At 36.5% G+C, this 24,028-nt stretch carries 22 protein-coding genes; 10 read left to right on the forward strand and 12 right to left on the reverse strand.

Going from position 1 to position 24,028, the window contains the following annotated elements; translation table 11 throughout:
• Positions 1 to 6: 6 nt before the first annotated feature.
• The 4 genes from HCX49_RS03670 to HCX49_RS03685 all read left to right on the forward strand — a co-directional run bounded on the left by HCX49_RS03670 (position 7) and on the right by HCX49_RS03685 (position 5,970).
• The gene (locus HCX49_RS03670) at positions 7 to 2,166 is read left to right on the forward strand and encodes a hypothetical protein (RefSeq protein WP_168126184.1); all 2,160 of its coding nucleotides are present in this window, start codon (positions 7 to 9) and stop codon (positions 2,164 to 2,166) included.
• Positions 2,163 to 3,626: a hypothetical protein gene (locus HCX49_RS03675; protein ID WP_168126185.1), complete on the forward strand. Its 1,464-nt coding sequence runs from the start codon at positions 2,163 to 2,165 to the stop codon at positions 3,624 to 3,626. The genes HCX49_RS03670 and HCX49_RS03675 overlap by 4 nt, the downstream gene beginning before the upstream one ends.
• Positions 3,627 to 3,628: 2 nt before the next feature.
• Positions 3,629 to 4,255, forward strand: coding sequence for an alpha-ketoglutarate-dependent dioxygenase AlkB (locus HCX49_RS03680; RefSeq protein ID WP_168126186.1), 627 nt, complete (start codon positions 3,629 to 3,631; stop codon positions 4,253 to 4,255).
• Between the two features lie 203 nt (positions 4,256 to 4,458).
• On the forward strand, positions 4,459 to 5,970 hold the full coding sequence (locus HCX49_RS03685) for a hypothetical protein (protein ID WP_168126187.1): 1,512 nt from the start codon (positions 4,459 to 4,461) through the stop codon (positions 5,968 to 5,970).
• 236 nt (positions 5,971 to 6,206) lie between these two features.
• Here the strand turns inward: HCX49_RS03685 and HCX49_RS03690 are convergent, their stop codons facing one another.
• The 5 genes from HCX49_RS03690 to HCX49_RS03710 all read right to left on the reverse strand — a co-directional run bounded on the left by HCX49_RS03690 (position 6,207) and on the right by HCX49_RS03710 (position 11,254).
• Positions 6,207 to 8,240: an ATP-binding protein gene (locus HCX49_RS03690; RefSeq protein ID WP_168126188.1), complete on the reverse strand. Its 2,034-nt coding sequence runs from the start codon at positions 8,238 to 8,240 to the stop codon at positions 6,207 to 6,209.
• A 238-nt stretch (positions 8,241 to 8,478) separates the two neighbouring features.
• Complete coding sequence (locus tag HCX49_RS03695) at positions 8,479 to 8,937, reverse strand: DUF695 domain-containing protein (protein ID WP_168126189.1); 459 nt, start codon at positions 8,935 to 8,937, stop codon at positions 8,479 to 8,481.
• Between the two features lie 189 nt (positions 8,938 to 9,126).
• Positions 9,127 to 9,450 carry a hypothetical protein gene (locus HCX49_RS03700; protein ID WP_168126190.1) on the reverse strand — a complete coding sequence of 108 codons (324 nt, stop codon included), beginning with the start codon at positions 9,448 to 9,450 and terminating at the stop codon, positions 9,127 to 9,129.
• A 13-nt stretch (positions 9,451 to 9,463) separates the two neighbouring features.
• Positions 9,464 to 10,681 (reverse strand): hypothetical protein, encoded by a 1,218-nt coding sequence (locus tag HCX49_RS03705; RefSeq protein WP_168126191.1) that lies wholly within the window; start codon positions 10,679 to 10,681, stop codon positions 9,464 to 9,466.
• A gap of 30 nt (positions 10,682 to 10,711) precedes the next feature.
• Entirely contained in the window at positions 10,712 to 11,254 is a 543-nt protein-coding gene (locus HCX49_RS03710; protein WP_168126192.1) for a hypothetical protein, read from the reverse strand.
• Positions 11,255 to 11,940: 686 nt separating this feature from the next.
• Here HCX49_RS03710 and HCX49_RS03715 point away from each other — a divergent pair.
• The 6 genes from HCX49_RS03715 (at position 11,941) to HCX49_RS03740 (ending at position 19,372) form a co-directional block, all read left to right on the forward strand.
• Positions 11,941 to 12,315, forward strand: coding sequence for a hypothetical protein (locus HCX49_RS03715; protein WP_168126193.1), 375 nt, complete (start codon positions 11,941 to 11,943; stop codon positions 12,313 to 12,315).
• 212 nt (positions 12,316 to 12,527) lie between these two features.
• Positions 12,528 to 13,208, forward strand: a complete 681-nt coding sequence (locus HCX49_RS03720; protein WP_168126194.1) for a hypothetical protein — start codon at positions 12,528 to 12,530, stop codon at positions 13,206 to 13,208.
• 144 nt (positions 13,209 to 13,352) lie between these two features.
• Positions 13,353 to 15,275: a TonB-dependent receptor plug domain-containing protein gene (locus HCX49_RS03725; RefSeq protein ID WP_168126195.1), complete on the forward strand. Its 1,923-nt coding sequence runs from the start codon at positions 13,353 to 13,355 to the stop codon at positions 15,273 to 15,275.
• The gene (locus HCX49_RS03730) at positions 15,226 to 16,665 is read left to right on the forward strand and encodes a TonB-dependent receptor (RefSeq protein ID WP_168126196.1); all 1,440 of its coding nucleotides are present in this window, start codon (positions 15,226 to 15,228) and stop codon (positions 16,663 to 16,665) included. Before HCX49_RS03725 ends, HCX49_RS03730 begins: the two co-directional genes overlap by 50 nt.
• Positions 16,666 to 16,674: 9 nt before the next feature.
• A complete protein-coding gene (locus HCX49_RS03735; protein WP_168126197.1) occupies positions 16,675 to 18,027 on the forward strand; it encodes a RagB/SusD family nutrient uptake outer membrane protein in 1,353 nt (450 codons plus the stop codon).
• 100 nt (positions 18,028 to 18,127) lie between these two features.
• The gene (locus HCX49_RS03740) at positions 18,128 to 19,372 is read left to right on the forward strand and encodes a TlpA family protein disulfide reductase (RefSeq protein WP_168126198.1); all 1,245 of its coding nucleotides are present in this window, start codon (positions 18,128 to 18,130) and stop codon (positions 19,370 to 19,372) included.
• 51 nt (positions 19,373 to 19,423) lie between these two features.
• Here HCX49_RS03740 and HCX49_RS03745 read toward each other — a convergent pair whose 3' ends face one another.
• The 7 genes from HCX49_RS03745 to HCX49_RS03775 form a co-directional block, all read right to left on the reverse strand.
• Positions 19,424 to 19,645 carry a hypothetical protein gene (locus HCX49_RS03745; protein ID WP_168126199.1) on the reverse strand — a complete coding sequence of 74 codons (222 nt, stop codon included), beginning with the start codon at positions 19,643 to 19,645 and terminating at the stop codon, positions 19,424 to 19,426.
• 38 nt (positions 19,646 to 19,683) lie between these two features.
• A complete protein-coding gene (locus HCX49_RS03750) occupies positions 19,684 to 19,902 on the reverse strand; it encodes a hypothetical protein (protein WP_168126200.1) in 219 nt (72 codons plus the stop codon).
• Between the two features lie 74 nt (positions 19,903 to 19,976).
• A complete protein-coding gene (locus tag HCX49_RS03755; protein WP_168126201.1) occupies positions 19,977 to 20,201 on the reverse strand; it encodes a hypothetical protein in 225 nt (74 codons plus the stop codon).
• 413 nt (positions 20,202 to 20,614) lie between these two features.
• Positions 20,615 to 21,517 carry a hypothetical protein gene (locus HCX49_RS03760; RefSeq protein ID WP_168126202.1) on the reverse strand — a complete coding sequence of 301 codons (903 nt, stop codon included), beginning with the start codon at positions 21,515 to 21,517 and terminating at the stop codon, positions 20,615 to 20,617.
• Between the two features lie 11 nt (positions 21,518 to 21,528).
• Positions 21,529 to 22,518 (reverse strand): helix-turn-helix domain-containing protein, encoded by a 990-nt coding sequence (locus HCX49_RS03765; RefSeq protein WP_168126203.1) that lies wholly within the window; start codon positions 22,516 to 22,518, stop codon positions 21,529 to 21,531.
• 437 nt (positions 22,519 to 22,955) lie between these two features.
• Positions 22,956 to 23,504 (reverse strand): hypothetical protein, encoded by a 549-nt coding sequence (locus tag HCX49_RS03770; protein ID WP_021190163.1) that lies wholly within the window; start codon positions 23,502 to 23,504, stop codon positions 22,956 to 22,958.
• Between the two features lie 19 nt (positions 23,505 to 23,523).
• Positions 23,524 to 23,904 carry a hypothetical protein gene (locus HCX49_RS03775; protein WP_021190162.1) on the reverse strand — a complete coding sequence of 127 codons (381 nt, stop codon included), beginning with the start codon at positions 23,902 to 23,904 and terminating at the stop codon, positions 23,524 to 23,526.
• Positions 23,905 to 24,028 lie beyond the last annotated feature (124 nt).

Consider the following 24,028-nt stretch of genomic DNA (forward strand, 5'->3'; position numbering starts at 1 on the left):
ATGGGAATGGCTAAAGCAAATAAAAAAAATAAAACCGTTGAAAAAAGAGCTCAAAAGAATCAAAATGAAGGTAAAACTCTTTGGGCTAGAATGCAATCATCTAAGATTGTAGATGCCGAAAAGCCTTTGGTTTTGGGTGAGCAAAATTTGAAAGATGAAAATATCGGCCGCACACATGATAAAGGCCCAGAACTAAGCGACACAAAGGTTGAAAGTAAAGCTAATGTGATTAAAACAAGGAAAAAGTCAGCCGATAGTGTGATTTCAGGGGGAGCTATTTTTGAAAAAAAACACGTTGTTGAAAGTCAACATGTTAGCGATAATAAAGGTAGGAGGACAGAAAGAACAGTTAAAACGCATTACATAGCTCCGGAATTATTTAATTATAATTCGAATCCGGAAAAGAACACTCATGTCAAAGAGGTGATGGATAATTCCAACATAGAGGAGGATCAAGCGTTTAAGAATGTAGACGATATTTCTGATGAGGAGAGAAATAATGAAAAAAAGCAAGTAGAGAATATTTCTGAGAGCGATCAAAGTAACCTAGATGTACATGTTCCCGTGAAGAATGAGGATTTCAATAAGAATAACATTCCATTTGATGTTACAAAAGAAGTATATGTAGAGATTCATCGCGGAAATATATTTCATTATTACAGTGGTGGTCTTTTGCTCGCCGCAAAATATATTAAGAACCGTGCTTTTACAGATATACAAAATATAAATGGGGATTACCTTGTTTTGGCAAATTCTGGCTCAGTCGCATCCAACATTGACCATGTTTTACTGGAAATCGACATGACAGGGCTTGATATGAATGCTATTGTAGTACAAGATAACTTTGCGCTTCTTGGAATACCATTGCCTGTCACAAGGATTAAATCAATCCTTGTACAAAATATGGCAATTAAAGCGTCGATTGTTAACGATGCACTTGTTTTTAATGGTGGCTTCATACCAGAGAGCATCATTGTGATAAAGCAAATAAATCTGAAGCAGAAGTTTGATTTCAAATCTTCTGGAAAAAATACAGGACAGGGGTATGGGACGCAAATTGATAAATATGACAGGATTCTTGGTCTTTTAGCTTTTTTGCGTAATTATGATGGATTGATTTCTGAAAAAAGCAAGGTATATAAAAGTTTACCGCAGCATTTTTTCTATGCCATGCAAGTCTTGGATGAGGGATTTGGTGTTGAAATTGTGCCAAAAAATACTATTTCCGAGTTTTACGCTTATCTTTTCAACGACAGTTGTCCAGCAGATAAATCATTACTTAAATGGCTTTTTTCGAGGGTTCAGCAGGCTGAGAACTTTACTGATGCAGATACACTTGAGTTTGGAAAGGTACTCAAATCTGCACAGGAGGATACTGTTTCGGTTAGAAATGTACTTTCTTTGCTGTCCAGAAATCTGGACCGTAAGAAGGCTCTGCAGGCAATTGATGAGCTAAGGTCAAAATCTTCATTACCGCTTTATGTGTTCGCTTTCCTTAGAAATTATGGAAACTTAAATTCGATTGAAGTTGCGCGAAGAGATATTTCATCAATTTATTCTAGTTCTTTCGGGGAATATGCATTTGCTATTTTGGGGTATTTTTATGGATACAGAAATCTAAGAAATACAGACGAGCGATTTGATCAATCAGGTATCGCTTCAGGTTTTATTAAAGGAAAACCAGCGATCAAATTTCAGCTTACTACAAAGTTTGACTACACGGTGATGGAACTAGTATATCAATTTGTATTCAACACGCAGAGCAACGGGTCAAAAGGTTTGGTTAAAATCAGAGAAAATATTGAACAGGAGAAGCTGAGCGGATTAAATCAGAAAAATAATTACTCGATTTATGAAAGATTACTATATGGTAAGTTGTATCAGCATGTATCCTATATAGATTCTTTAGGCAACCTTTTGGAGCAGTTGTCCTTTCTTCCCAATGAAATTCCATTTGTGTTTAGTATTGGAACATTCTGTTACAATGCAAGAATCAGGTTTGTTCCGTACATGATTTCCGACTGGGGAGCATCAGGATTCATCCCTGAGCGAGTATTTTTTGAGAAGAAAGATCTGTTCAGATATCTATCCGAACATAAAGAAAATATTGATATGGAGGAAATGCAGCTGAGAATTCAACTTGATAAGAAGATGCTCGGTATATGATAGGCTTACAAGAATTTCACGATACGATTCTGCAAGTAAATGTAGTCGAACTGATTAGCTACATTAAGGATAACAGAAATCCACTTAAACTGCTGTTCATTAATCTTGAGGTAAATCAGGACAACAGCGCTTTCACGGAACGGATTCTTGTTTTCATCAATTCTATGCAGTTGTCAAATGAACAGAAGGGTTCTGATGAAATACAGTTTTTATTTAAAGAGTTGGGCCTATATTTTATGCGAGCAAATGTTTTTGGCTCTGCGTTGAACTGTTCTAACAATATCAAAGAGCATATTTTTAAAAATAGGCTGAAGGCATGGATGCACTACAAGATGTATAGGAAAGTTGAATCACATTGCAAGCTTTTTGACAAATATCTCAAAAAACTATCTACTGCCATAACAAATGGGGTGGAGGATTATGAAAATGACGTGCTGCGTGATCTGCATGTCTATTATGAGCAGACTGTGTCCTTAATGGAAGAAAAGAACAGAGAGGCAGAGCTAGTTGCTTTCAAGGCTCTTTTTGAGGATGTCGGGCTAGTTGAAGAATATCCTTTACTTGCAAGCTATCAAGAGAATAAATATCAGTTTACCGCAACGATTGAAATAGGCGAAGAAATTCCCAAGATTTATGAGCCTTCTGATTTTACCGATGACTTATTTGAAGAAAAGTTTTTGAGGTATATAAAAGCCCATCCTGATACCAGATGGCATGAAATTCTGCTAGGATATCGACAATTTATTGTTCGAAGAGAGATAATTAAATTTGGTCAGGCGCATTTTGATGACCCCTATAGAAATCTCTCTGCGAACGATGTGGTAAAGTTGTATTCTTATTTCAATATGCGAAAACACTACTATTCATCATTGCATTTACTTGAGCGCTTTAGACATATTGCTGATTTTCATGGGACAAACGGGCGTATAAAATTTATTGACGTGGGTTGTGGACCGGCGACTTCTGGGATTGCCTTGGTGGATTATCTGCATACAATAAACGGCGGTACTGTTTCGTTTGATTATTTTGGTGTTGACCATTACAGGTCGATGCGGCAGGAGGCAGAATATATGATGCAGAATGTGGTTTATGAGAATACAGATTCAACTTTCTTTATGCAAAGTCTCGGCGATATTGATTTTGAGTGCTTAGAGAACGCTAACAGTATCTTTATCAATACCTGTTATCTCTTTGCAAGTGACAATTTGAACGAAGAGAAGCTGGCAGTAGAGGTGCTGAACGTAAAAAGATCAAAACGGGATGTTCCATTTTACATATTGTTCCAGAATACGACCGATCCTGCGAAAAATGTTAAATATGAGAATTTTAAAAGACACCTTAACTATGACGAGAAGCCGTTACTTAGGGTGAATTCCTGGATCAGGTATAACAACAGAAGAAACAGTCTTTATATGCCAACAGAAGAACTGGTATATTTTGAAATTTTAAAAATAGAGTAGCAATGTACGATTTATTTAATCTACCGCCGGATGATTTTGACAATATTCCTTCTATTAATGAAGGGGTAGATCTAAGTGCCATAAAAGGACTGCGATATATACCTAATTTTATTACGCGGTCAGAAGAAAGAAATCTGTTATGCTCAATCAATGGGGAGACATGGCTGAATGATCTAAAGAGACGTGTCCAGCATTATGGCTACAAATATGATTACAGAGCCCGAGCGCTTAATTATTCGATGTACCTTGGGGGGCTGCCTAAATGGGCTACACCGTTCACGAGCAGAATCTATGCAGAAAAATTCATTAAAGAAATTCCTGATCAACTGATCGTGAATGAATACATTCCGGGGCAGGGTATTGCAAACCATGTCGATTGTCAGCCCTGCTTCGGCGAAACTATTTTTTCCATGAGTCTGGGATCTACCTGCCTGATGGACTTTGTTAATGTGAGCAGTAAAGAGGTTAAGTCTCTGCTGCTGGAACCTAGAAGCCTCCTCGTAATGTCAGATGAGGCCCGTTACGACTGGAGCCATGGTATTGCGGCTAGGAAGACGGATGAGTTTAAGGGATCGCTTTTTCCGAGAGGTACGAGGGTCTCGTTGACTTTCAGGAAGGTGATTTTTTAGGAAATTTCTATTTAAATGGTGTTAATCCAGTCAAAAGGGTGAAATAAACCCAGGTGAATACCAGTTCTGTGAAAAAACATTAAAGAATTGTTTATAGAACTATCAATAAATCATCGAGAAATTATACATGTAGTTCCTATGCCGAATAACTCGAGATATATTCTGGAGGTAATTCCTTATCTTAGTCATTTACCTGTTTCATTATGCTTGAAATAATTAATCCTAAACCTTATAGTACTACTAAAAATAAAGACTATGATGAACTAAAAATCATACTCCGTAATAAAGATTTTATAGGTAGTACATTTACTCCGGGAAAAATGGTAGTCTATTTTGACTTTTGTTTCATACATAGTCTGATTATTGAAAACGATGAGGATATAGAGTTTGAGGAAATTTCTATCATGTTTAACAATTGCTTTATTGGCGATTTTCAATTTGGTAAAATTATTACACAAAATATTTCTATATCAATCCATTCCTCATTATTTTCAGGTAGAGTAGAAGCAAGTAACTTAAAATCCTTCTCAATTAGCAATTGCCTATTAGATTCTAGTATATTTTTAATTGGAATACCTAGGGTAGATATTACTTATACTACGGAGAATATATTTCCATATTTATGGAAACGTTTTTTTAAGAAAATGCATGAAGTGGATTACAAACTAATACTCGCAAAAAAACAAAGATATCATATTGACAATCCAATAAATCTCAGAATTACCAGTAGTAGAAAAGCGGAAGATAAAACTGGTATTTATCGTCTGAGATATAATCAAGCAAAAGATTTTAAAATAGGATATAAGCTTTCTCGAGATGAGGAGGATTTATTTAAAACTCAAATAAATGTATCATATAATAGTGAAAGTGCTGGAGCACAAACATCTATTGATAACGTTTCTTTATATTCTTTGTCTTTAAGTGGACACCCTATTGGAAAAGTATCAGTTGAAAATACCACTATAGGTAATTTGTACCTTTCAGAATTTTCACCTAAAGGTGAAGTTGGTTTTTATAATATCAATCCCAGAAAGGAAAATCAAGAAGAGACCAAGATTAGTATACATAAAAGTAACTTAGATAAAGTATGGTTTGATAATGTCTATTTTGGTGATTTTGACAGGTTATCATTCTATAGGTCAAAGTTTTCTAGTGCTTCTTTTACATCATGCAGTTTTCCTGAAGAATATAAAACATATGAAAAGTTTTCACCTGTTGAAAATATACATTATCCTGAAAACAGAACCATAAATCATCATAAAGATCAGTATGAGATATTTCTACAGTTGAAAAAAGCCCTCGAAAGTACTGGAAATTCTTATGAGGCTCAGAAGTTACAAGCAATATCTCATACCGCTCTTAATAAAGTTCCAACCATTACCCCTGCAGATAAAGTTATACTTTTCCTAAATCGTATATCAAATAATCACGGTCTTTCAATTGAAGAACCATTTTATTGGTTTCTTGGCATAAGTATTTCTTTTTATTTGCTGTATTTATGGAGCCTCGGACTTGCATTTCAGTTTACAAAATTTGATCCTAATCTGATTGGTTATTATTTTTCATTTATAGATATAACTCACAGAAGCGATTTTTTGGTAAATAAGGATAAGTTAAGCGGATGGTCACTTACTATTGATTCAATTCATAAATTCCTAATTGGTTATTTAATATATCAGTTTGTAGCAGCGTTTAGAAAATATGGGAAAAAATAACAATGGTAAATAGCAAATTTACTTTCATCAATTTTTAGCAAAAGTACTTCACCATTTTTACAAAAAAACACAAGTACTTTTCTGGTTGCTTTAATATCTGGTTTTTTACGTATCCAGTCGACTTTTTAATATTCCACAAGACGTATGCATTTGATTTATTTTTTTGTTGAGATCGTCTATTTATAATTCAGTAATCAATAAAGCTCCCAATTATGTTATAAATTTACTTTTTCATTTTAAATAGCAACACGCTTCAAAGAAGAACTTACTTTATTAAATTCTATATCTGCGAAATCTCTCTGTACTTTTTCTTGCACATCAACATCTTTAGTCTCTAATAAATTTGCCATATACTGTAATTTGCGCTTTACATTTTCAATAAGGTCAGACCATTTCATTATCCAGATCTCTATATTCTTATTTTCATTTCTAAAATAGAAATACGGATTATCTTCTCCTTTTTGTCTTCCTTCAATATCAAATTTAGCATCAGCATTAATTTCGGAACTGATTAGTAGAATTTTGAATGATATGTCGCGGCTTATGGAACTCATTTTCTCTATCTCTCTGGCATATTTCATAACCTGAGCGATCTCCTTTGGACTTATCTTAACTTTAGGAGCTTTTAACTCTACAACCAAAACTTCGCGTTTTTTATGATCTAAGATCCGTTGATTATACATAAACAGATCAGTTATCGACTTGATAGATCTTTCTGGAATATCGTTAATATTATCGTCTTTCTTTGAAGCTTTATAGGTTAAACAATCATCTCTTAATTGAATCAGATTTTTTTCAAGATTTTTATCGGATAACAATTTGGTAGTGTCGTTGTATTCTTCTCCAAAAATCCATAACATTCGTTCAAGAAATTTATGTAGCTCTTTTCTTTCCTTAACATTTTTAGCAATATCACTGTACACCAGTTTTTCTAAGAACTCTACATCTTCAATTTTATTTGCCACCCTATCGGAGAACTCAATAATATTTTCCAAATCAGTTTTCTCCAATAAGTCTGAAAACTTAGTAATAAGCTTACTATTAAGTTTTAATATGCTATAGAGAATTTTATGAAGTTCCCCGTTCGAAATGGTTCTATCTATTAACGGATAAATTATTTCTCTGAGCTGATTATCTTCTTTTAATAAGTGATACTTATCTTCAACTAAATAGGCTAATTTATCGAATAAAATGACCTTAGATTGAGAACTTGATTTTTCTTTATAGGGGTAATAAGTATCTTGTTTTAGGTTATCGGAAAAACTGTCAAACTCCAGATTTCTTTCTTTAAAAAAAATGTTTAGTTGGTCTTTAATAAAGTCTCTAACCCTCCTCCAATCAGGATCAAGATCATCAAGGTCGATATTACGGTAAATATCTGATGACAGTGTTGGTGAATAAACGTATATAAACCAACCACCAATTTTAGGACTTAACCACGTAGCATCATACTCTAAACTCCCTGCAATCGTACTTAAACCTGCATTCTGGACAGTTAAAAAGACTTTGATTTTCTCCATCTTTTTTATTGGCATAAAATCAAACAATACTTTGTGTTCTTTTCCTTTGATATCTGTAAAAGTTGAAGCAATTTTAATAGGCTCGCTAATTACAAAGTCATTCGGATTTATCGTGTGACCATTGATATGAAATACAATCTCTTTATTAAATATTTTCAAAGGATATCTTTCAAAAATAGCATCAGCTATGTTCTCACGCAGAAACTTATCGATTATTTTTTTCTTAGGTTCTTTCTCAGTAACATAAGATGGGTATAGATTTGTAATAGTTACTTTATAATAAGTATTGTGATTTTTTCCTTTTAAAATAGATTCTTGGGTCGAAATATTAATTTCTGAAACATTTATATTATTCCCAAAACTGTCGAAGGATAGTGGTATAACTGTTTTTGAGAAAGTTTTGTTATCATTACAATAGCCAATAGTCTCAATTTCTACTTCTTTTCCAATTTGAAAGCTTGCAAAGCGTCCGATGCCTTTTCCACCATCCTTATTGGTAGTGCCTATATCTAAAAGCTTATAATCAAGTTCATTGATGTGAACTCCCTTGCCATCGTCTTTTATTGATATCTTCTTGACATATGTCGGACAGAGTTCATCATCAGATGCATAATCTATTTCAATCCAGATGTTCTTACTTTTTGCCTGAATAGCATTGTTCATTAATTCACTAAAAGCCGTAAACGTACTAATATAGTTTGCAAACAACTCGTTTACAAGTCTCGAATTCGTGGTTAATTTTCTTGCCATATTACTATATACAAATTTATACTATATATTTAGGTCACCGATTTAGCTAATTTAATTAAAATAGAGTTTAGAATTGCATATATTTAGAAATGAAAAATATATAGTCAAACTTTTCTCTTGATTCAATGAATACCTTCTGCAATCCTCAATAACTGTTTCTCTATTTCGGGAATTTAACGAGACTAACTCTGATTAGTGATTATATTGAATTGCTTACACATAACAAATACATTTTTCTCTACTTCCAATCTGTCAAATGCCACTTTGCCAATTCCCAATTATTGTCCGGATCGATTCGATAGTCAAACTGTCTAGGGGAGGAGTTGGCTGTAATAATTTCTTGGAGAAAGCTATTTGAGATTTCAGGATCGTATACTCGCCAAATTAATTCTCGCGTTTTATTCCAGGTTATTCTTGCAAGAAATAAGGCATTAGGTTTTTCCTTATCCGGGCCTTTTATTTCATTATCCAAATAATCGCCATAGTTGTCAATTACTTCAACTTCACTTTTTGAAGGCATTCCATTGTCGATTAAATATTCTAGATCTATCATAATTGATAAATGACATGCGAAAACTATTTTTGGTTCAAATTCCCTTAAAGCAGTATTGACCACTGCCACACCTGGTAAATCCTCTTGTTCGAAATTAAGCAATGAATAGAATTCATCGGGTATCAATACTTTATAATCTGTCATATATTTCACAATCTTAACATTCTCTCAATGCTCATTACCCTTATAAATCCACATTAGATCGTTACTGGCGCTGCTGTCAGAATCTACAATGAAAGGGCGAGAAGCTTAGCTAGATCAAATGAGGTGTTTCAGCTCTTTCAAAGATCCAAAAGAGCTGAAATACCGTTAAACTTTTGTTATGGACAAATTTTAGTAGAGTTCAACTTCCCAATTTTCAAATTCCGGTTCAACTTGATAAGTATCGTCCTTTTCTCTACAGACAAACCTTATCCATTGAGCAGCTCTTTTCATTGCATGATTAAAATTTAACACTTTTCCAGATTCGTCCATTTTTATATTATTTGCAAAAATGGCAAAAGCCTGCTCAACCAAACTTGCTTCATCTTTTAAATCTTCTCTGTAATTAATGTTTTTGAGCAATTCATTATCATCTATAACATATTGCAGAGTTCCATTTGTGTAATAATAAACAAAGTGTCTTAATGCACTTTTAAAATCGTTGGATAATTCCATAAAAACTTAATTATTATTGTGAATTTAACGCTATGAGTCTCATGCATTCCTCCCGGATAGCCCATAGTTCGTCAAGAGAGTAGGGGACTTTATTATCTTCAATCCATTGAGCAAGGTATTCTCGATGAAACTGTACTTTGAAATCGGTTATTTGCTCTGCTTGTATTTCGATTTCTTTTAGTAGATCCAGCTCAAATTTAGTTTCGTTTATCCCGATTCCTGTAAAATCCATAATGTAGTTAGATACACGTAAATAGTTATGAGCTTCCGGAATGTAAGGTAAATCGTGCTCCTTCAGTAAGTCTTTAATAGCAGGTGTGTTATTACCATCCATTTTGAATAATCCTAGCATCAGTTTCAGCTCATGATTTCCATTTTCATCAGCCAATCTCTTCAATAGCGCGTGCTTCGTACTGCAAGTGCCACAGAGTTCTTCAAATAGCGCAAATTCATTTTTCTTGTCTTGATTCCGACGATATGTAAGACTGCTTACCCAGCTTCCTGCTTTTTGAAAAGTATTGATACCTTGGTTTATGAATGCTTTGGAAATCAATTCATTTGACGAAGAAATTTCGAAATCAAAAGGCTTAAAATATAAACGTCTTGAGAATTGATTCGTTCTACTATCGTTTAAAATAGGTTCACCAGATTTTTTATTAAGATAGTAACGGATATTTTGGATAAGATAACGTGGATGAAAATCGGGGCCAAATTCATCAGACTCTCTATACTTATTTAATATTTCTAACGCAGTTCTTGCTGAATTGAAATATCCTTCGGCTATTAATTTTTTGAAATGCTCCTGAACATCATCATATGTGCTGAGGAACGATGTGGTTGGTAATTCAATTTCTTTATCTTCTTCAATAATTGTCAGCCTTCTAATTGGTTTAATTTCATCATTCGCAATTACAATTTCCCACTGCATTTTCTTCCGGGCAACTATACTGAAGGTGACATCTAGCTTGTAATAATCTATTGGATTGCAAGGAGGATTGTATAATTCTAGTCCAAATACTTTTGCCAGAACTAGACTATCTTCTGGATCTATTAAAGTCTTTTTTAACGGATTTTCAGCATCACGTATTAAGAAATTATGCTTACCAATCATAAATGAACATTCAAATGCAGAATATCCTTTCTCAATTCTGATTTTATGAAAGAACATTACCTTATCAAATGAAATTGCAGGAAAGGTAGTGTGAACAGTTTTTTTTCTCTTTGCGGCCATAATTAATCGATGAACAAAGATAATAATTTCTTATGGCCTTTTGAAAAGAGCTTCGTTGTCACTCTTCCTTAGTAAAGTTCCTTTTCTTACAGCAAGGTCTATAATTGCTGTAAAATCTTTTGCTTCCCAATTCTTTTCAGCTTTTGATCCACAATGATGAGCAATTTCTTTCGCAGAATGCCATTCATCAAAAAAGGAGTCTTTGTCCTCAACTAATAATAAGTAGAGAACGCCAGTTTGTTTGAGTTCTGTTGGTTTAATTTTAATAACGATTTTCTCGACCATTTTTTCCTCAAAATCAACTGGAGGATAAAAGTCATTAATATCGTAGGAGGTGTCTAAGTTTTTTTCTTTGGACTCAATTGTAAATGCCTTTGCAAGTTTGTTTAAATGCTCGTCGTGATATTTGGCAGGATTAAAGTTACTTTCTATCGCTCCTAAAATATTTCCATCATCGCTGAGTTCTAAAATTTTTTGAATATCTCTAGTAGTTAGCTCAAGGGAGATTCTAATTACTTTGATTTTATTAATAATGTAAAGTGCTATTGAGCTAATTAAAACTGGTTTTTTCACAATAGCAATTTCGGAGATTAATGATTTATAAATTGTATTAGATAAAATTTGGATTGTATTAATAATCTGATTATATTTGAATTATAAATAATTGTATAATTATTTGTGGCATTGAATTAAAAGAGTCTCGACAACAAACTCTGACAATTAATCATGACGAGACGGTAGATTTAATGCCCAAGTAGATATTTTATGTACCTTTGGTGCATGCTATAGCTCTTGGGCTTCTATCGTGTATCGTTTCGTGAGGGGTCAGAGCCTTGTTGTGCGATGGATAGGGCCCAAAGTTATAGTTCCTTTTCATTTCGCGACTCTCAAATTATAAACTATTAATTTGTGAGTATGTATCAAAAAAAACAAACCACTAAAAACATCATCAAGCCTGCAGATTAGATCTGTTGCGCAAAGTCACTATGCTGACTATCCATTCAAAATGCAATACTGATTACCACATTATAACCTTTGACGAAGACTATTAATTGCATTTTCCTTATTAATTTTTTAAACTAGCTAGCTATAATTGTCTGTATTACCGGTATACAGATGATTTAAAGTTAACCTATTAAATCAATCCAAAAAATGCAGAGAACTTGCATACATGGAGAAGTATGCACCATTCGGAAGGACAACATTTACCTAGTAATGCCTTTTGAATTACTTTAATTACTCAAAAAAATATTATGACAATGAACGCAAATTTTTTTAAATTAATTCCATTTGATCAGGTCTTTAATGAGGTCCATGTAAAGGGATATAATCCAATCGTAAATATTGAAAATTTTTGGAAGAAATATGATATAAACAGTAGTAGAGATCATATTGTAGCCATGTTTTTGGGGGATGTAGATGATCCCGAAGGTATAATGGAGAAACCAGATAAACGGTATTTAGAAGCTTATTCGCTAGACTTGTTTAGAGCGTTGGTTGCGTATTATCTAGCACACAAATATAAGATGAGTATGGAGGAGTTGGAAATACCATTGCTGCCGACCAAAAAGCTAACAGAAGAAGCAGTGAAATTAAGACAATCTAATCACGCACTTTTCGGTAAAAAGGATTGACCTTGATGTCGTTTCCATCATAAAAGCGAATACTTAGTTTATATGATCGGTATCAATTTAGAAATGCATTATTGTAGACCATATTATAACCAATAAACGAAGACGTAAAACTGCATTTTTTCCAATTTATTTTTTAACTATTGAAAGTTGAACAGGGAGCATATTGCCTAAATTTTAGCTCCTGATTCACTTTCAGTATAAACCTTAAAAAAATGCAAAAAACTTGCAGCAGGGAGAGCTATGCGCTGTCCCCAGGGAAAGAACTGTCTTCGTTTTTGAACGAAAAACGTGTCTCTTTTACTAAAAAACCAATTATGATAACATTTTTACCCGAATGTTTATTTAAAAAGTTCGATCCAGAATTTAGGCATATAACGACGCTGTCTGCATTGAGATATGTGAATGGTGAGCGGCCATCACAGCGTTATTATTCGCTGTTGATACACCTTTCAGAGCCTTCGGATTCTTTCAGTCTGGTCGTGCGCAACGAAGCTATCGATGTACTGCGGATCTCGCTGATCAATATGAAGATCTATGAGATTTACCTTTTCGCCTTAGCGTTGCCAGCAGACTTTCCGATCAGCCAGATACTGGTGCTAGGAGAGGACCGTGAACGGTTTATTCCCAATGATGAAAAGGAAAATATTCCGGGATATTGCTACGAACTGACGGTACCCGCGACGACAGAACGGGAGGAATACCAACAACGGATATTGAACGATCTGAATAGGCACTTTAAGCTTGATGTAAGAGTCGAGAAGCTAGCTGTCGTAAAAGACAGCCGAAAGGTCGTGAAGATGACAGGCGAATCTGTTGAACTCATCTGGGCAGAACAGCTCACGATGGTCATGAAAGCGCAACGGAAATCCGTAGTTGTACAAACCATGAATTAAAGTTCCCTAAAGAAACGTAACGAATATAGTTTCACTGTTTAGAAGCCCGGATGCTGCCGAGGGAAGAGAAAATGACTTTAGGAACAAGTCACTCTCGGTAGTTGAAGGGGAAAGCAGGAGCTATATGCATTAGAAATTACAACAATGAAAATAGATAAAAGATATAAAACCAAGGATTGGAGCAATCTCCAAAAGCTCGGTAATTATAAAGGAGAGCTATTGCTACTCAGTAAGCTATTACTGCTCTCTTTATTCATGATCTTTCATATGGTTAGTTTATATGCTCAGACACCCCGCAAGGACAGCGGGGTGAACGGGCAGACAAAATATGAACTTGCAGGTAGAGTGATATCATCCATTGACGGTACGCCGATGCAGGGGGTATCTATTCGTGTCGATGATGAAAATCTGCAGATCCGAACATCCAGAAATGGAACTTTTGAACTGCTGGTCACAAACCGAAAAGGGAAGGTGAAATTCTCCTATGTCGGTTTCGAAACTCAGGAAATCAATTATACCATAGGGGTATCGTTACTGGTCAGAATGATACCTGGAGAGAATAAAATCGATGAAGTGGAGGTTGTCTCTACCGGATACCAGAAAATCCCAAAAGAACGAGCAACCGGTTCATTTGAATTTGTCGACAATAAACTCTTCAATAGAAAAGTATCGACCAATTTTGTGAGTAGATTGGAAGATGTTGTTCCTGGTCTGTCATCGATTAAGGTTGGTTATAACAATACGGGTAAAAATGATCTGATGAATATCAATATCCGAGGTGTAAGTTCGTTAAGCGGTCATAATTCGCCCCTTATTATAGTGGACGGTGTACCTTATGAAAGTAAATTGAGTGATTATGGCATAGGCAATTTTAATAATATCAATCCCAATGATATTGAAAATGTAACAGTACTTAAAGATGCTGCAGCAGCTTCCATATGGGGATCCCAGTCCGGTAATGGGGTTATCGTGATCACGACAAAAAGAGGTAGGTTTAATGAACGGTCTCAGGTAAGTTTTAACAGTAATCTCAGCATAAAGGCTAAGCCCGATCTGTACTATTTTCCGCAGATGAATTCTGGAGATTTTATTGATCTACAACATGAGTTATTTGATAAAGGAAGGTACAATTCCAATTTAAACCGCTGGAATTCAAACTTGACGCCTGCTATTCTGCTGATGAAGAATAAAAAGGAGGGTAAAATAACGGAAGCGGAGTTGAATGCCGCCTTGAATGAGCTGAAAAAAGTAGATATGCGTGATGACTTCCTTAAACATGTCTATAGAAATGCGATCAATCAACAGTATAACCTACAGTTGCAAACTGGGGCAAAGAATATCAATAATTTGATTTCAGTAGGCTTTGATAAGAATCTGAATGAACTGGTAACTTCCTCTTTTAACAGGATGTCTATTAAGACCGCTACTCAGGTCAGACCGGTTAAGAACCTGATGCTGGATATCGGTATTACGTATACGGAATCGAAAGCTGTAGAAAGTTATGAACAGATGGGATACAACCGTATGGCTGCCGCCGATGGCAATTATCCGTATATGGATCTGGCAGATGATCAGGGCAACCCTTTACCAATATCGCTTTTGCGGAAAAATCCGGGTTATCTGGATACTGTGGCCAACGGACGTTTGTTGGACTGGTCATTCAATCCCTTAAAAGAGATGTATGAATCGAAAGAAACGCAGAAAATTAAAGAAACCTTTTTAAATTTTTCGGGTACGTATGATTTCAAATTTGGACTTAAAATAAATGGGCAGTATGCCTATCAACGTACTATTAATCCTTCAACGATATGGAGAGGACTAGGATCATTCTATCAGCGGGATATCATTAATTATTATGCGAACTGGAATGATGAAAAAGTGAACTGGAACCTTCCTGTTGGTGATTTTTTATATGTAAGCCATTGGGATAGCTATGCTCATCAGGGGCGGTTGAATGGTGAATATAACCTGAAATGGAAGAAAAGCCAATTGAATTTATTAGCGGGTTTTGACATCCGTGAGCTATCCGGAGACTGGTGCTTTCCAGACCGTCCCGTACGGTGTTGAAGTTCCCGTCCTGAACGGGAAGGGCGGTGTAAATACGATCATGGACCGTAACCGGATCGAGTCTTATCGAAATCGGTTTGTTTCTTATTATGCCAACGGATCTTACACCTATGCAGACCGGTATATCCTGAGCGGAAGCTTTCGGAAAGATGCTTCCAATCTATATGGTGTAAAAACGAATGACAGAGGACAGCCTTTCTGGTCAATAGGTGGAGCTTGGGTTGCATCTAGAGAAGCATTTATTAAAGACGGAGTATTCGATCTCTTGAAACTGCGTGCTACCTACGGCTACAACGGTAATACCAATAATACGGTTGCCGCATATCCGATTATGAATGTGCAGAGTGAAGCACACTACATTACAGGACAGAATTATGCGATGATGTTTTCTCCTCCTAATCCTACATTGCGCTGGGAGAAAGTGGAAAACCTGAATCTTGGTTTAGATTTTAGCCTACTCGCCAATCGCATCTCGGGTTCTGTCGAATATTACCGTAAAAAACCGCAGGATCTCATCGCGCAGGCGCCTGTAGATCCGACAACCGGCTTCAGGGCACTGACCATCAACAGTGCCAATCTGGATACAAAAGGATGGGATATTTCACTGAATATGGTACCCTTACAGTTGAAGAACTGGGGATGGACGAGCAGTCTTATTTTTTCCTACTCGCGTACCAAGGTCAAAAAATCGTATGTAGATGAGGATGTGCCAACTGATTTTATTAGCGCGCCTTTCAACATGTTGATGACGCCTCTAGAGGGAATGGACCTGTATACACAATTGTCCTATAAATGGGCTGGACTGGATCCGGAGACAGGAGAGCCTCGCGCTTATCTTAACGGGGAGATCTCTAAAGATTATGTTGCTCTCGTCAGTACTGATCTGAATAATCTCGAAAATAGCGGCGTATTGCGCCCACTTTATTTTGGTGGATTCCGCAATACTTTCCGGTTCAAATCTCTGGAACTTTCGGGTAATATTTCCTATCAGCTGGGACATGTTTTCCGCCGTACATCTTTCAATAATAATGGATTTATTAATAGTGGAAGCGGACATGCAGATTACAGGTTGAGATGGCAAAAATCGGGTGATGAGCTCACTACCGATGTTCCTGCTTTTACCTATCCGAATAATGCATTGGCGAGCAAAGTTTATCAGATGTCGTCTGCACTGGTTGAAAATGCGGGACAGATCAAGTTAAGGGATATTCAGCTCAGTTACACATTTCCTAATTCGGAAAAAATGAAGCTAAAAAACTTGAGACTTTACGCCTATATCCAAAATGTCGGTACCATCTGGCGTGCCAATAAATGGGGGATTGATCCCGAATACGGAGAGGCTATTCCAGAACCATTGATGACATCTCTCGGTATCAATTTTAACTTATAACACGAAGCCATGAAAAAGAACATATTGATAATTTTACTTTTTATGATGCTGGTTTCATGCTCCAAATTTCTGGAAGAAAAACCCGATCAAAAAATGGTCATCCCTAAAACCTTAAAAGATGCTGAATTGCTTTTAAGTGATTATAGCAACTTCAATACGGGCTATCCGGTAAGTGGCGAATGGGGCACAGATGATTATTTTATAGCCGATTCCTATTGGGACGAATTATCCAATCCGGAACAAAAAAGCGCCTATGTATGGGCCGATAAACAGTACGATGATGTTACGCAGTGGCAAAGTCCCTATCGTGTGGTTTATCTTGCTAATCAGGTATTGGCTATGCTTTCGGATCTGCAGGCACTGCAGCATGAGGATCAGTATAAGAAAGTCCTCGGAACAGCTTATTTTTTCAGAGCATTTGCTTTTCATCAGGTAACTGAAGTGTTCGCGCCCGCTTATTCAGTTACAACAGCAGGTACGGCAATGGGTATTCCCTTGAGGCTTTCGGCAGATATGGACATCCCTTCGGTTCGAGCTTCACTGGCAGAGACCTATAGCCAAATTATAGCAGATTACAAGATGGCCATTTCCAATTTGCCGGTAGTGCAACCCGTAAAAGGACATCCGAATAGAGCAGCAGCATACGGGTCTTTAGCACGTGTTTATCTCGGAATGGCGAACTATGAAGAAGCATTTAAGATGGCCAATTCGGCTCTGCTTCTGAATGCCACATTGTTAAACTTCAACTCATTGAATCAATATGATGAGCTGCCCATTCCGCAGTTTAACAAAGAAGTACTGTTTCCTGCTGTAACAAGTAATGCAGGATTAATGAACTATTATAATGCATTTGTTGAACCGGTATTATATCAATCATATCAAGAAAAAGATCTACGGAAAAAGATATTTTTCCAGTTGAGTGATAACGTAGAAGGTGCTTATAATTTTAAAGGAAATTATGCCAATTCAATGGCACAACTTTTTGTCGGAATCACGACCAGTGAAGTTTATCTCATTAAAGCTGAAACGGCAGCACGGTTAAACAAAGTAGAGGAAGCTCAGGAAACACTGAATACGTTACTAAGATCCCGCTGGCAAACAGGTGAGTATGTCGATATCACAGTATTGGATGCAGGGGAATTATTAGAAATAATATTACAGGAGAGAAGAAAGGAATTACTGTTTAGGGGAAGGCGCTGGGCCGATCTTAAAAGACTTAATCTGGAAGCTAAGTTTAAAAAAGATCTGATCCGTACGATAAACGGGCAGGAATACCGCCTACCTTTCAATAGTCTGAAATATGCTTTTAGATTACCTGATCCAGTAGTGAAATTGGGAAATATCTCTCAAAATGAACGTTAATAAGAATTGAAAAATTAGGAAATCGAGATGTAAATAATGTTGACATACAGCACAAATATTATTTACTAGAGCACTCCTCAACAACTAAAAAAATAAATAGATGAAAACAAAAATAATCGCAACTCTAATTTTCGTTTTAGCTCTTTTGCAAATGAGCTATTCACAGAACTCATTGGACATAGACCGCAGTAAAGTCCTTTCAGTAGGATCAGATTTTACTCCACCTGCATCAGTAGCATTGATGCGCGGAGATTTTAAACAGATCGACTGGAAAGGATTGGAAAATAAAGTGATCATATTGGATTTCTTTGATACCTTCTGTGGAACCTGCATCAGCTCCATGCCCAAACTGCAGGAACTTCAAAATAAACTTGCCGATAAAATACAGATCTTCAATATCACCTGGCAGGATAGACCTACCATGGATAAGTTCTTTAATGAAAATGAATATCTAAAAGAACATAAGGTCAACCTACCCGTCATCTATGATGATAAGGATCTGTTTTCTCTATTTCCACATATAGGAAAACCACATGTGGCAATCGTATACAAAGGAAAAGTGAAAGCGATTACATTTCACCGGTCTATAAATGAAGAAAATTTACTAGCCTTAATACAAAAGGGCAGTATCGACCTGCCCTTAAAGGATGATTTTGGTAAAGGTGATCTGCAGTCATCATCAGATAGTAAAGTGATTGCCGGTACCTGGATCTCCCGTTATCAAGATGGGGTGCCTATACAGGGACTGCAAATTAAGAGAGATAGTATTTCCGGACAGACCATAAGCTCAGTTTACAACAGATCTGTATTTATATCGATAATAAATGCGTGGTCTATCATTAAGCCACCAACTTATATTAGATTGCCACAAAGAGTCGATTGGAAAGTTAGGGATTCTTCTATCTACCATGATTTTAACAATCAAGGAGAGGAGTGGATTCGTAAATACGGAATATGTTATGAGCGAAGAGATTTTAATCAAGTATCTGATTCTGTTCGGGCACGAGCAATTTTACATGATCTGCATAGTTTTTTTGGATTAAAAACTTACTATAGTACTAAAATGATGGACTGTATCATTGTTGAACCTTGTGCCGTAAAGGAAAATCCGGATTTAAAGATTACAAAAGGTTATAAAGTTACAGGATCTAGCGGTATCAGGTTAATGATTGAATGGAGTGGCAAATTTCCCCCTGTTTTAGACAAATTAAAATCAAAGGAAACATTATACACATTGGGCAGTTTTAAGAATTTGGAAGAACTGAATCAGCAACTGGAAGTATACGGAGTAAAAGCAAAATATGGTCGTGAAGAGATGGAGGTTCTTGTAGTTGAAGAGAATTAAGTAGAAATATAAGGGTAGGTATGAAACCTACCCTTATTTAATTTAAAGTAATCAGACATCCTTTAATTTGACATTTGTACTAGGTGTATTATTAGCTAAAGCTAACTCAATTTCTTGTTCCAACGTTGGACTGATGACCGGGTTATTACTTCCGTCGTTCAGTGCCTGAATTGCACAAACTTGATCTGTTCCTGTACAAAAAGGCTGTGTTTGCCTTAATGTATAATTAGATGCTTGATAGGGATCTGTCCCTGTAAGTTCAAACCATGCCATATTTACCTCCTTTTTTATTGTTTATAAATTTTACTGTTTTAGTCTTTCAGCATGACGTTAGCAGAATTTGTTTTGTTGCTCAATGCTAAGATCATTTCCTGTAAAAGGCTGACTGAAATAACAGGATTGCCATTACCATCATCAGATGCTCTGATAGCGCAGATAACACAAGATCCTATACAGTTTGGTTGCGAAGCGACGCGTGTATAATGTGCAGGATCTGTAGGGTTGCTGCCTGTAAATAAATACCAATTCATAAATCAGCTTTAATAAATTTTTAAATAAGGTGCGGCTCTTCACCGCACCTTTCCAAATTAATATGTAAGAAATGTTATGGACGATCTTTAAGCTTTACGTTGGTGCTAGGTGTAGCATTCTGTAAAGCCAAAATCATCTCATTTTGCAACGCATTCGTAATTACTGGATTGTTGCTACCATCGTTCATTGCCTGTATAGAGCAAATTTGATCGTTTCCAGGGCAATTGGGAGCAATTGCACGTAATGTAAAATGCGAAGGCGATGTAGGGTCTGTCCCTGTTAGTTCGAACCAAGCCATAATTGACAAGTTTTAAGTGAATTTTTATATGATATAAATATTTTGTATATTCATATCGGTTCAAATCGATCATCCTACGTGTTGAAGGATGGCCACGTAAAAGCTTCCACGTAACGGAGGCTTTTACTATTAAAGTGGACTTTTATTTCGTGCCCCGGCCACCGGGGAATGTCGCAAATTTGCGACGGTATCTTTTGATACCTGTTCTGTTCATCATGACATTATTTCAATTAAAAAACCAACGTAATTTTTATTATCTAACTTTATAACCTTCTCACTTTCCAATCTATCTAACTCATTAACCTTCTCACTTTCTAACCCCCATTTGAATCTATATCAAAGATAGGCTGTAAAATAAGGCAGGTGTTAGGTAGAATTCACTTCTTGATTGTGCACTTTTCATCTGGTAAGTTTTATTCTTTTGAATAACCGTCGAAGTAATGATAGACCTGGTAGGGATAGCCTACCGGAAATGCTTGGTAGCAATGCACATAGGCCAGTACGGCATAATTTATTTTATGTCGATTGAAAAGTGCGATAATGGCCTCAAAATCATACGGATCTAACCAGCTATCTTGATACTTGCTCAAGTACTGTTGAATGGTTTTTATGATCTCATGTTGCCGCAGACTTTTTTCGTAAAAAGGTAGCGCACTATATGCGAGATAGTGATCTTCGTGATAACAGATAGCAATGTGCTGCAGTTCATCGTCGATATGGTGCCAGATGTACTCTTCTGCCTGCAATATTTTAAAGATTAATTGAAGGCAATTGAACCGTTCCATTTCATCCCAGTCTATGGTGAAATCACTGAACAAAAAGTATTCAATATCATCCTTCGGAATATGTTCCTGTTCCCCTGCAATTTCCAGTGCTATTTTTTCCACATCTACATAGGCGAGGTAATAATGGATGATGTCACTTTGATTAGTTTGCTGATATAACAGGTCACCTTCTTCACTGATATCACAGAGCAATAGCAAAAAGATAAAAAATACTTCCTGCTCATCTTGGTCGAGCCCGGGATATTGGAAAGAATGATACTCTTCATGGTTGAGCGCATATTTATTTATAAAAGTAACTTCATCCATGAGCTGCTTATTGACACAGCTACTTTGGAGTTTTCCGGCTAGTATATCTGTGAGATATTCACTATGGGCATGCTGCTGCTGCTCTTGGATCTGTTTGTGATACTTGGATTTTTTCCAGCCTTCGGGTGCCAGCATTTTCATTACACGAGGTACTTCACTGTACATCTTCTGGAGTATGGTTTTCATCCGCTGGTCAGATAGATTTTTGAAAACATGTGCTATCATAAGTCTTTGAATTACGATTTCTTAAACTGACTGATTGATTTACCGGTCAGCTTTTTAAAAAAGCGATTGAGTTCGCTATGTCCCGCAAAATTTAACTGCTCGGCCAAAGTAGCGATCTGTTGGGGATAATCTTCCAATTGTCTTATAATGCGCTCGAGGAGCAATTGGTTGCGATATGCGTGTAAACGGCAACCGTAATACTCCTGGTGCAGTCGAGCTAACTGGTTGTGTTCCACCTGTAAGCTTTTAACAATATCTTTGATCAGTGCCTTTGCGCCAAACTTATTTACGGCAAGTTCCAGATAGGCACGTGCCTGATCTACTAATGCTATTGTTGTGTTTATTTTGGTCGTCTCGCTAATGATCTTGAGTCTCGACAAGGTGATGAGATAGATCTGATGGTGGACGAGTAGGTATTCGTTTTCCATATTCCTGGGGTTAATCTGGCTGAAGAGGTTTAAGATTTCTGTACGTGTCAATGGACCGATTTTAAAATCGGAGCTTTGAAGAGGCACGGGATCAGCCGCCCGTTTGGCGTATACCAGTGGCATCACAAATTCAAAGTGACGCTCTAGATGCGGTCTGAAAAGTCCAGCATCCACCGTGATCCCGATAATGATGTGGTGGCCCGTGGGCAGTTCGACTGTCAATTCGGTCTTAGGCAGATAAAGATAACTGGCACGTTCGTGCTGAAAATGAAGCGCGAGCTGTGCGTTAGGATCATGAAGTGTAATCGGTTGTGCCCCGGTACTCATTAAAGGATAACAGAGGTGCAGATCTGGCGCTAGAGAGGTGAGAGCTACTGTCGTTGGAGTGTCGATCCAAAATTCGTAATAATAGATATAGGCATACCGTCCATCGAAGGTCTGCACAGCATAACGGTTGGTCGCATTTGCCCAGTAAGTGGTGTGGGCATAGCGTATGGGATAAGTAACCCTTAAATCCGAATGAGCTACCTCCTGGAAATCGGGTGGATGATTGAGAATAATGGTTTGTTTCATAATTCGGTTTTATCATGTGCTTCAGCAAATATGTTTTAGAGATGCAAAGGGTGAACTTGGGGCTGCGGCTTTTATGATAATCGTATGTGGCTTTTTTGTTTCAAGTTCACCTCTATTGCATCTTTTTTTTCAATCTGGTAGGTAAACACAGATGGGAGAGGAGACATCTGTGCTTAATGTACCGATCTACTGAAGTAAAGATAATGGCAAGAAGGTCGGTTTGGATCTTAGATATTTGAGGTTTTCATCTACGATTTTCGAGAAAATGATCTTCGATTTTGATGATTTAATTCTTTAAAATCTAAGATTATGCTTTTTTTGAGTGCTGTAGCCATACTTGGAAATGATTTGCAGTAAGGAGGGGTCTTGCAAAAAAAAATCTTATTTAAGATAGACAACTGCATCTTTAACTTGAGGATGCAGTTGTCTATAGAAGCCTAAATTGTGCTGTAGTAAGAGGCGCTTATTCCTAAAAATGAACTTTTATCGCTTATACTGCAATGAAAATTTGCTTCTGGATATTCTTTTCCAAAAGTTGTTTTTCGGTCTTTTGCAGGCATTTTGAGAAGTCTCCCTCTGAACGATCTACGATTCAATACTGTCGCAATTAAATAATTTGAATGGTTTGCAAAAATGGGGTGCTCTTCCATGAGCTTGATGATATTCTCCCGGCTGATGAAAGCCGTCACGACATCGCTATCTGCTTTAAAATAACTGCCATCAACATCTTCAATATGAAGAATAAATTGTTTTTTTGAGATAAAGTCGATGACATCATTTTGGAGCGGCCCAGCGTCATCCCAGCGTTTGATGATGATTCCCTCCAGTACAATATGCAGATCCAATAGCTTAGCCTGAAGGTACCTACCTTTTTTAATGGATCTGATCTCAACAACAGCTAATATGCTTGACCATAAAGCAGGTGGCACAGGAGCGAGTTCATGCAATATTTCAAATAATAGGTTTTGATAGTTTGTTCTTTCCATATTTAGACTATCCAATTGTTTACAGATATGAGAATGAAAAGGTGAGCACCATAATACTTGTTTCTGGTATTTCTGGATCCGGAACGAAGCTTTGCGTCGAGTTGGCGGTCTTACTATTTCCTTGTCCTTTTCTTTGGGCATCGTTTACCAATACTATAGTTGCTCTGTTATCAATAGCAGTAATAAGCGAATTGGCAATAGATTGTTGTGCCTGTGGACCTAAAGATACGGCGTATTGAAATTGATCGGTACTGAGTTGAAATCGTTGCGGTAACCAATTGATAAAACCGGTTTGAATAAACTGTTTTTCAACATCTATAACAGTTTGAGTAGCTGCGTAAAGGGCAGTTCTCCAATCTGTAGCTCCTACCTGATTGAAGGGAAATTGATTTGTTGTCATTGTTTAGATTTACATTAAATATTACCTTCAAAGATATGCTTCAATTTAAAAAAACACCTGAAATAACGTATTGGAAAAATCGAATCGGCAGTTTATTTTATCGAACCGATAGTTTCTTGCATTT

It is taken from the genome of Sphingobacterium sp. B16(2022), assembly GCF_012030425.1.
GTDB classification, from domain to species: domain Bacteria; phylum Bacteroidota; class Bacteroidia; order Sphingobacteriales; family Sphingobacteriaceae; genus Sphingobacterium; species Sphingobacterium anhuiense.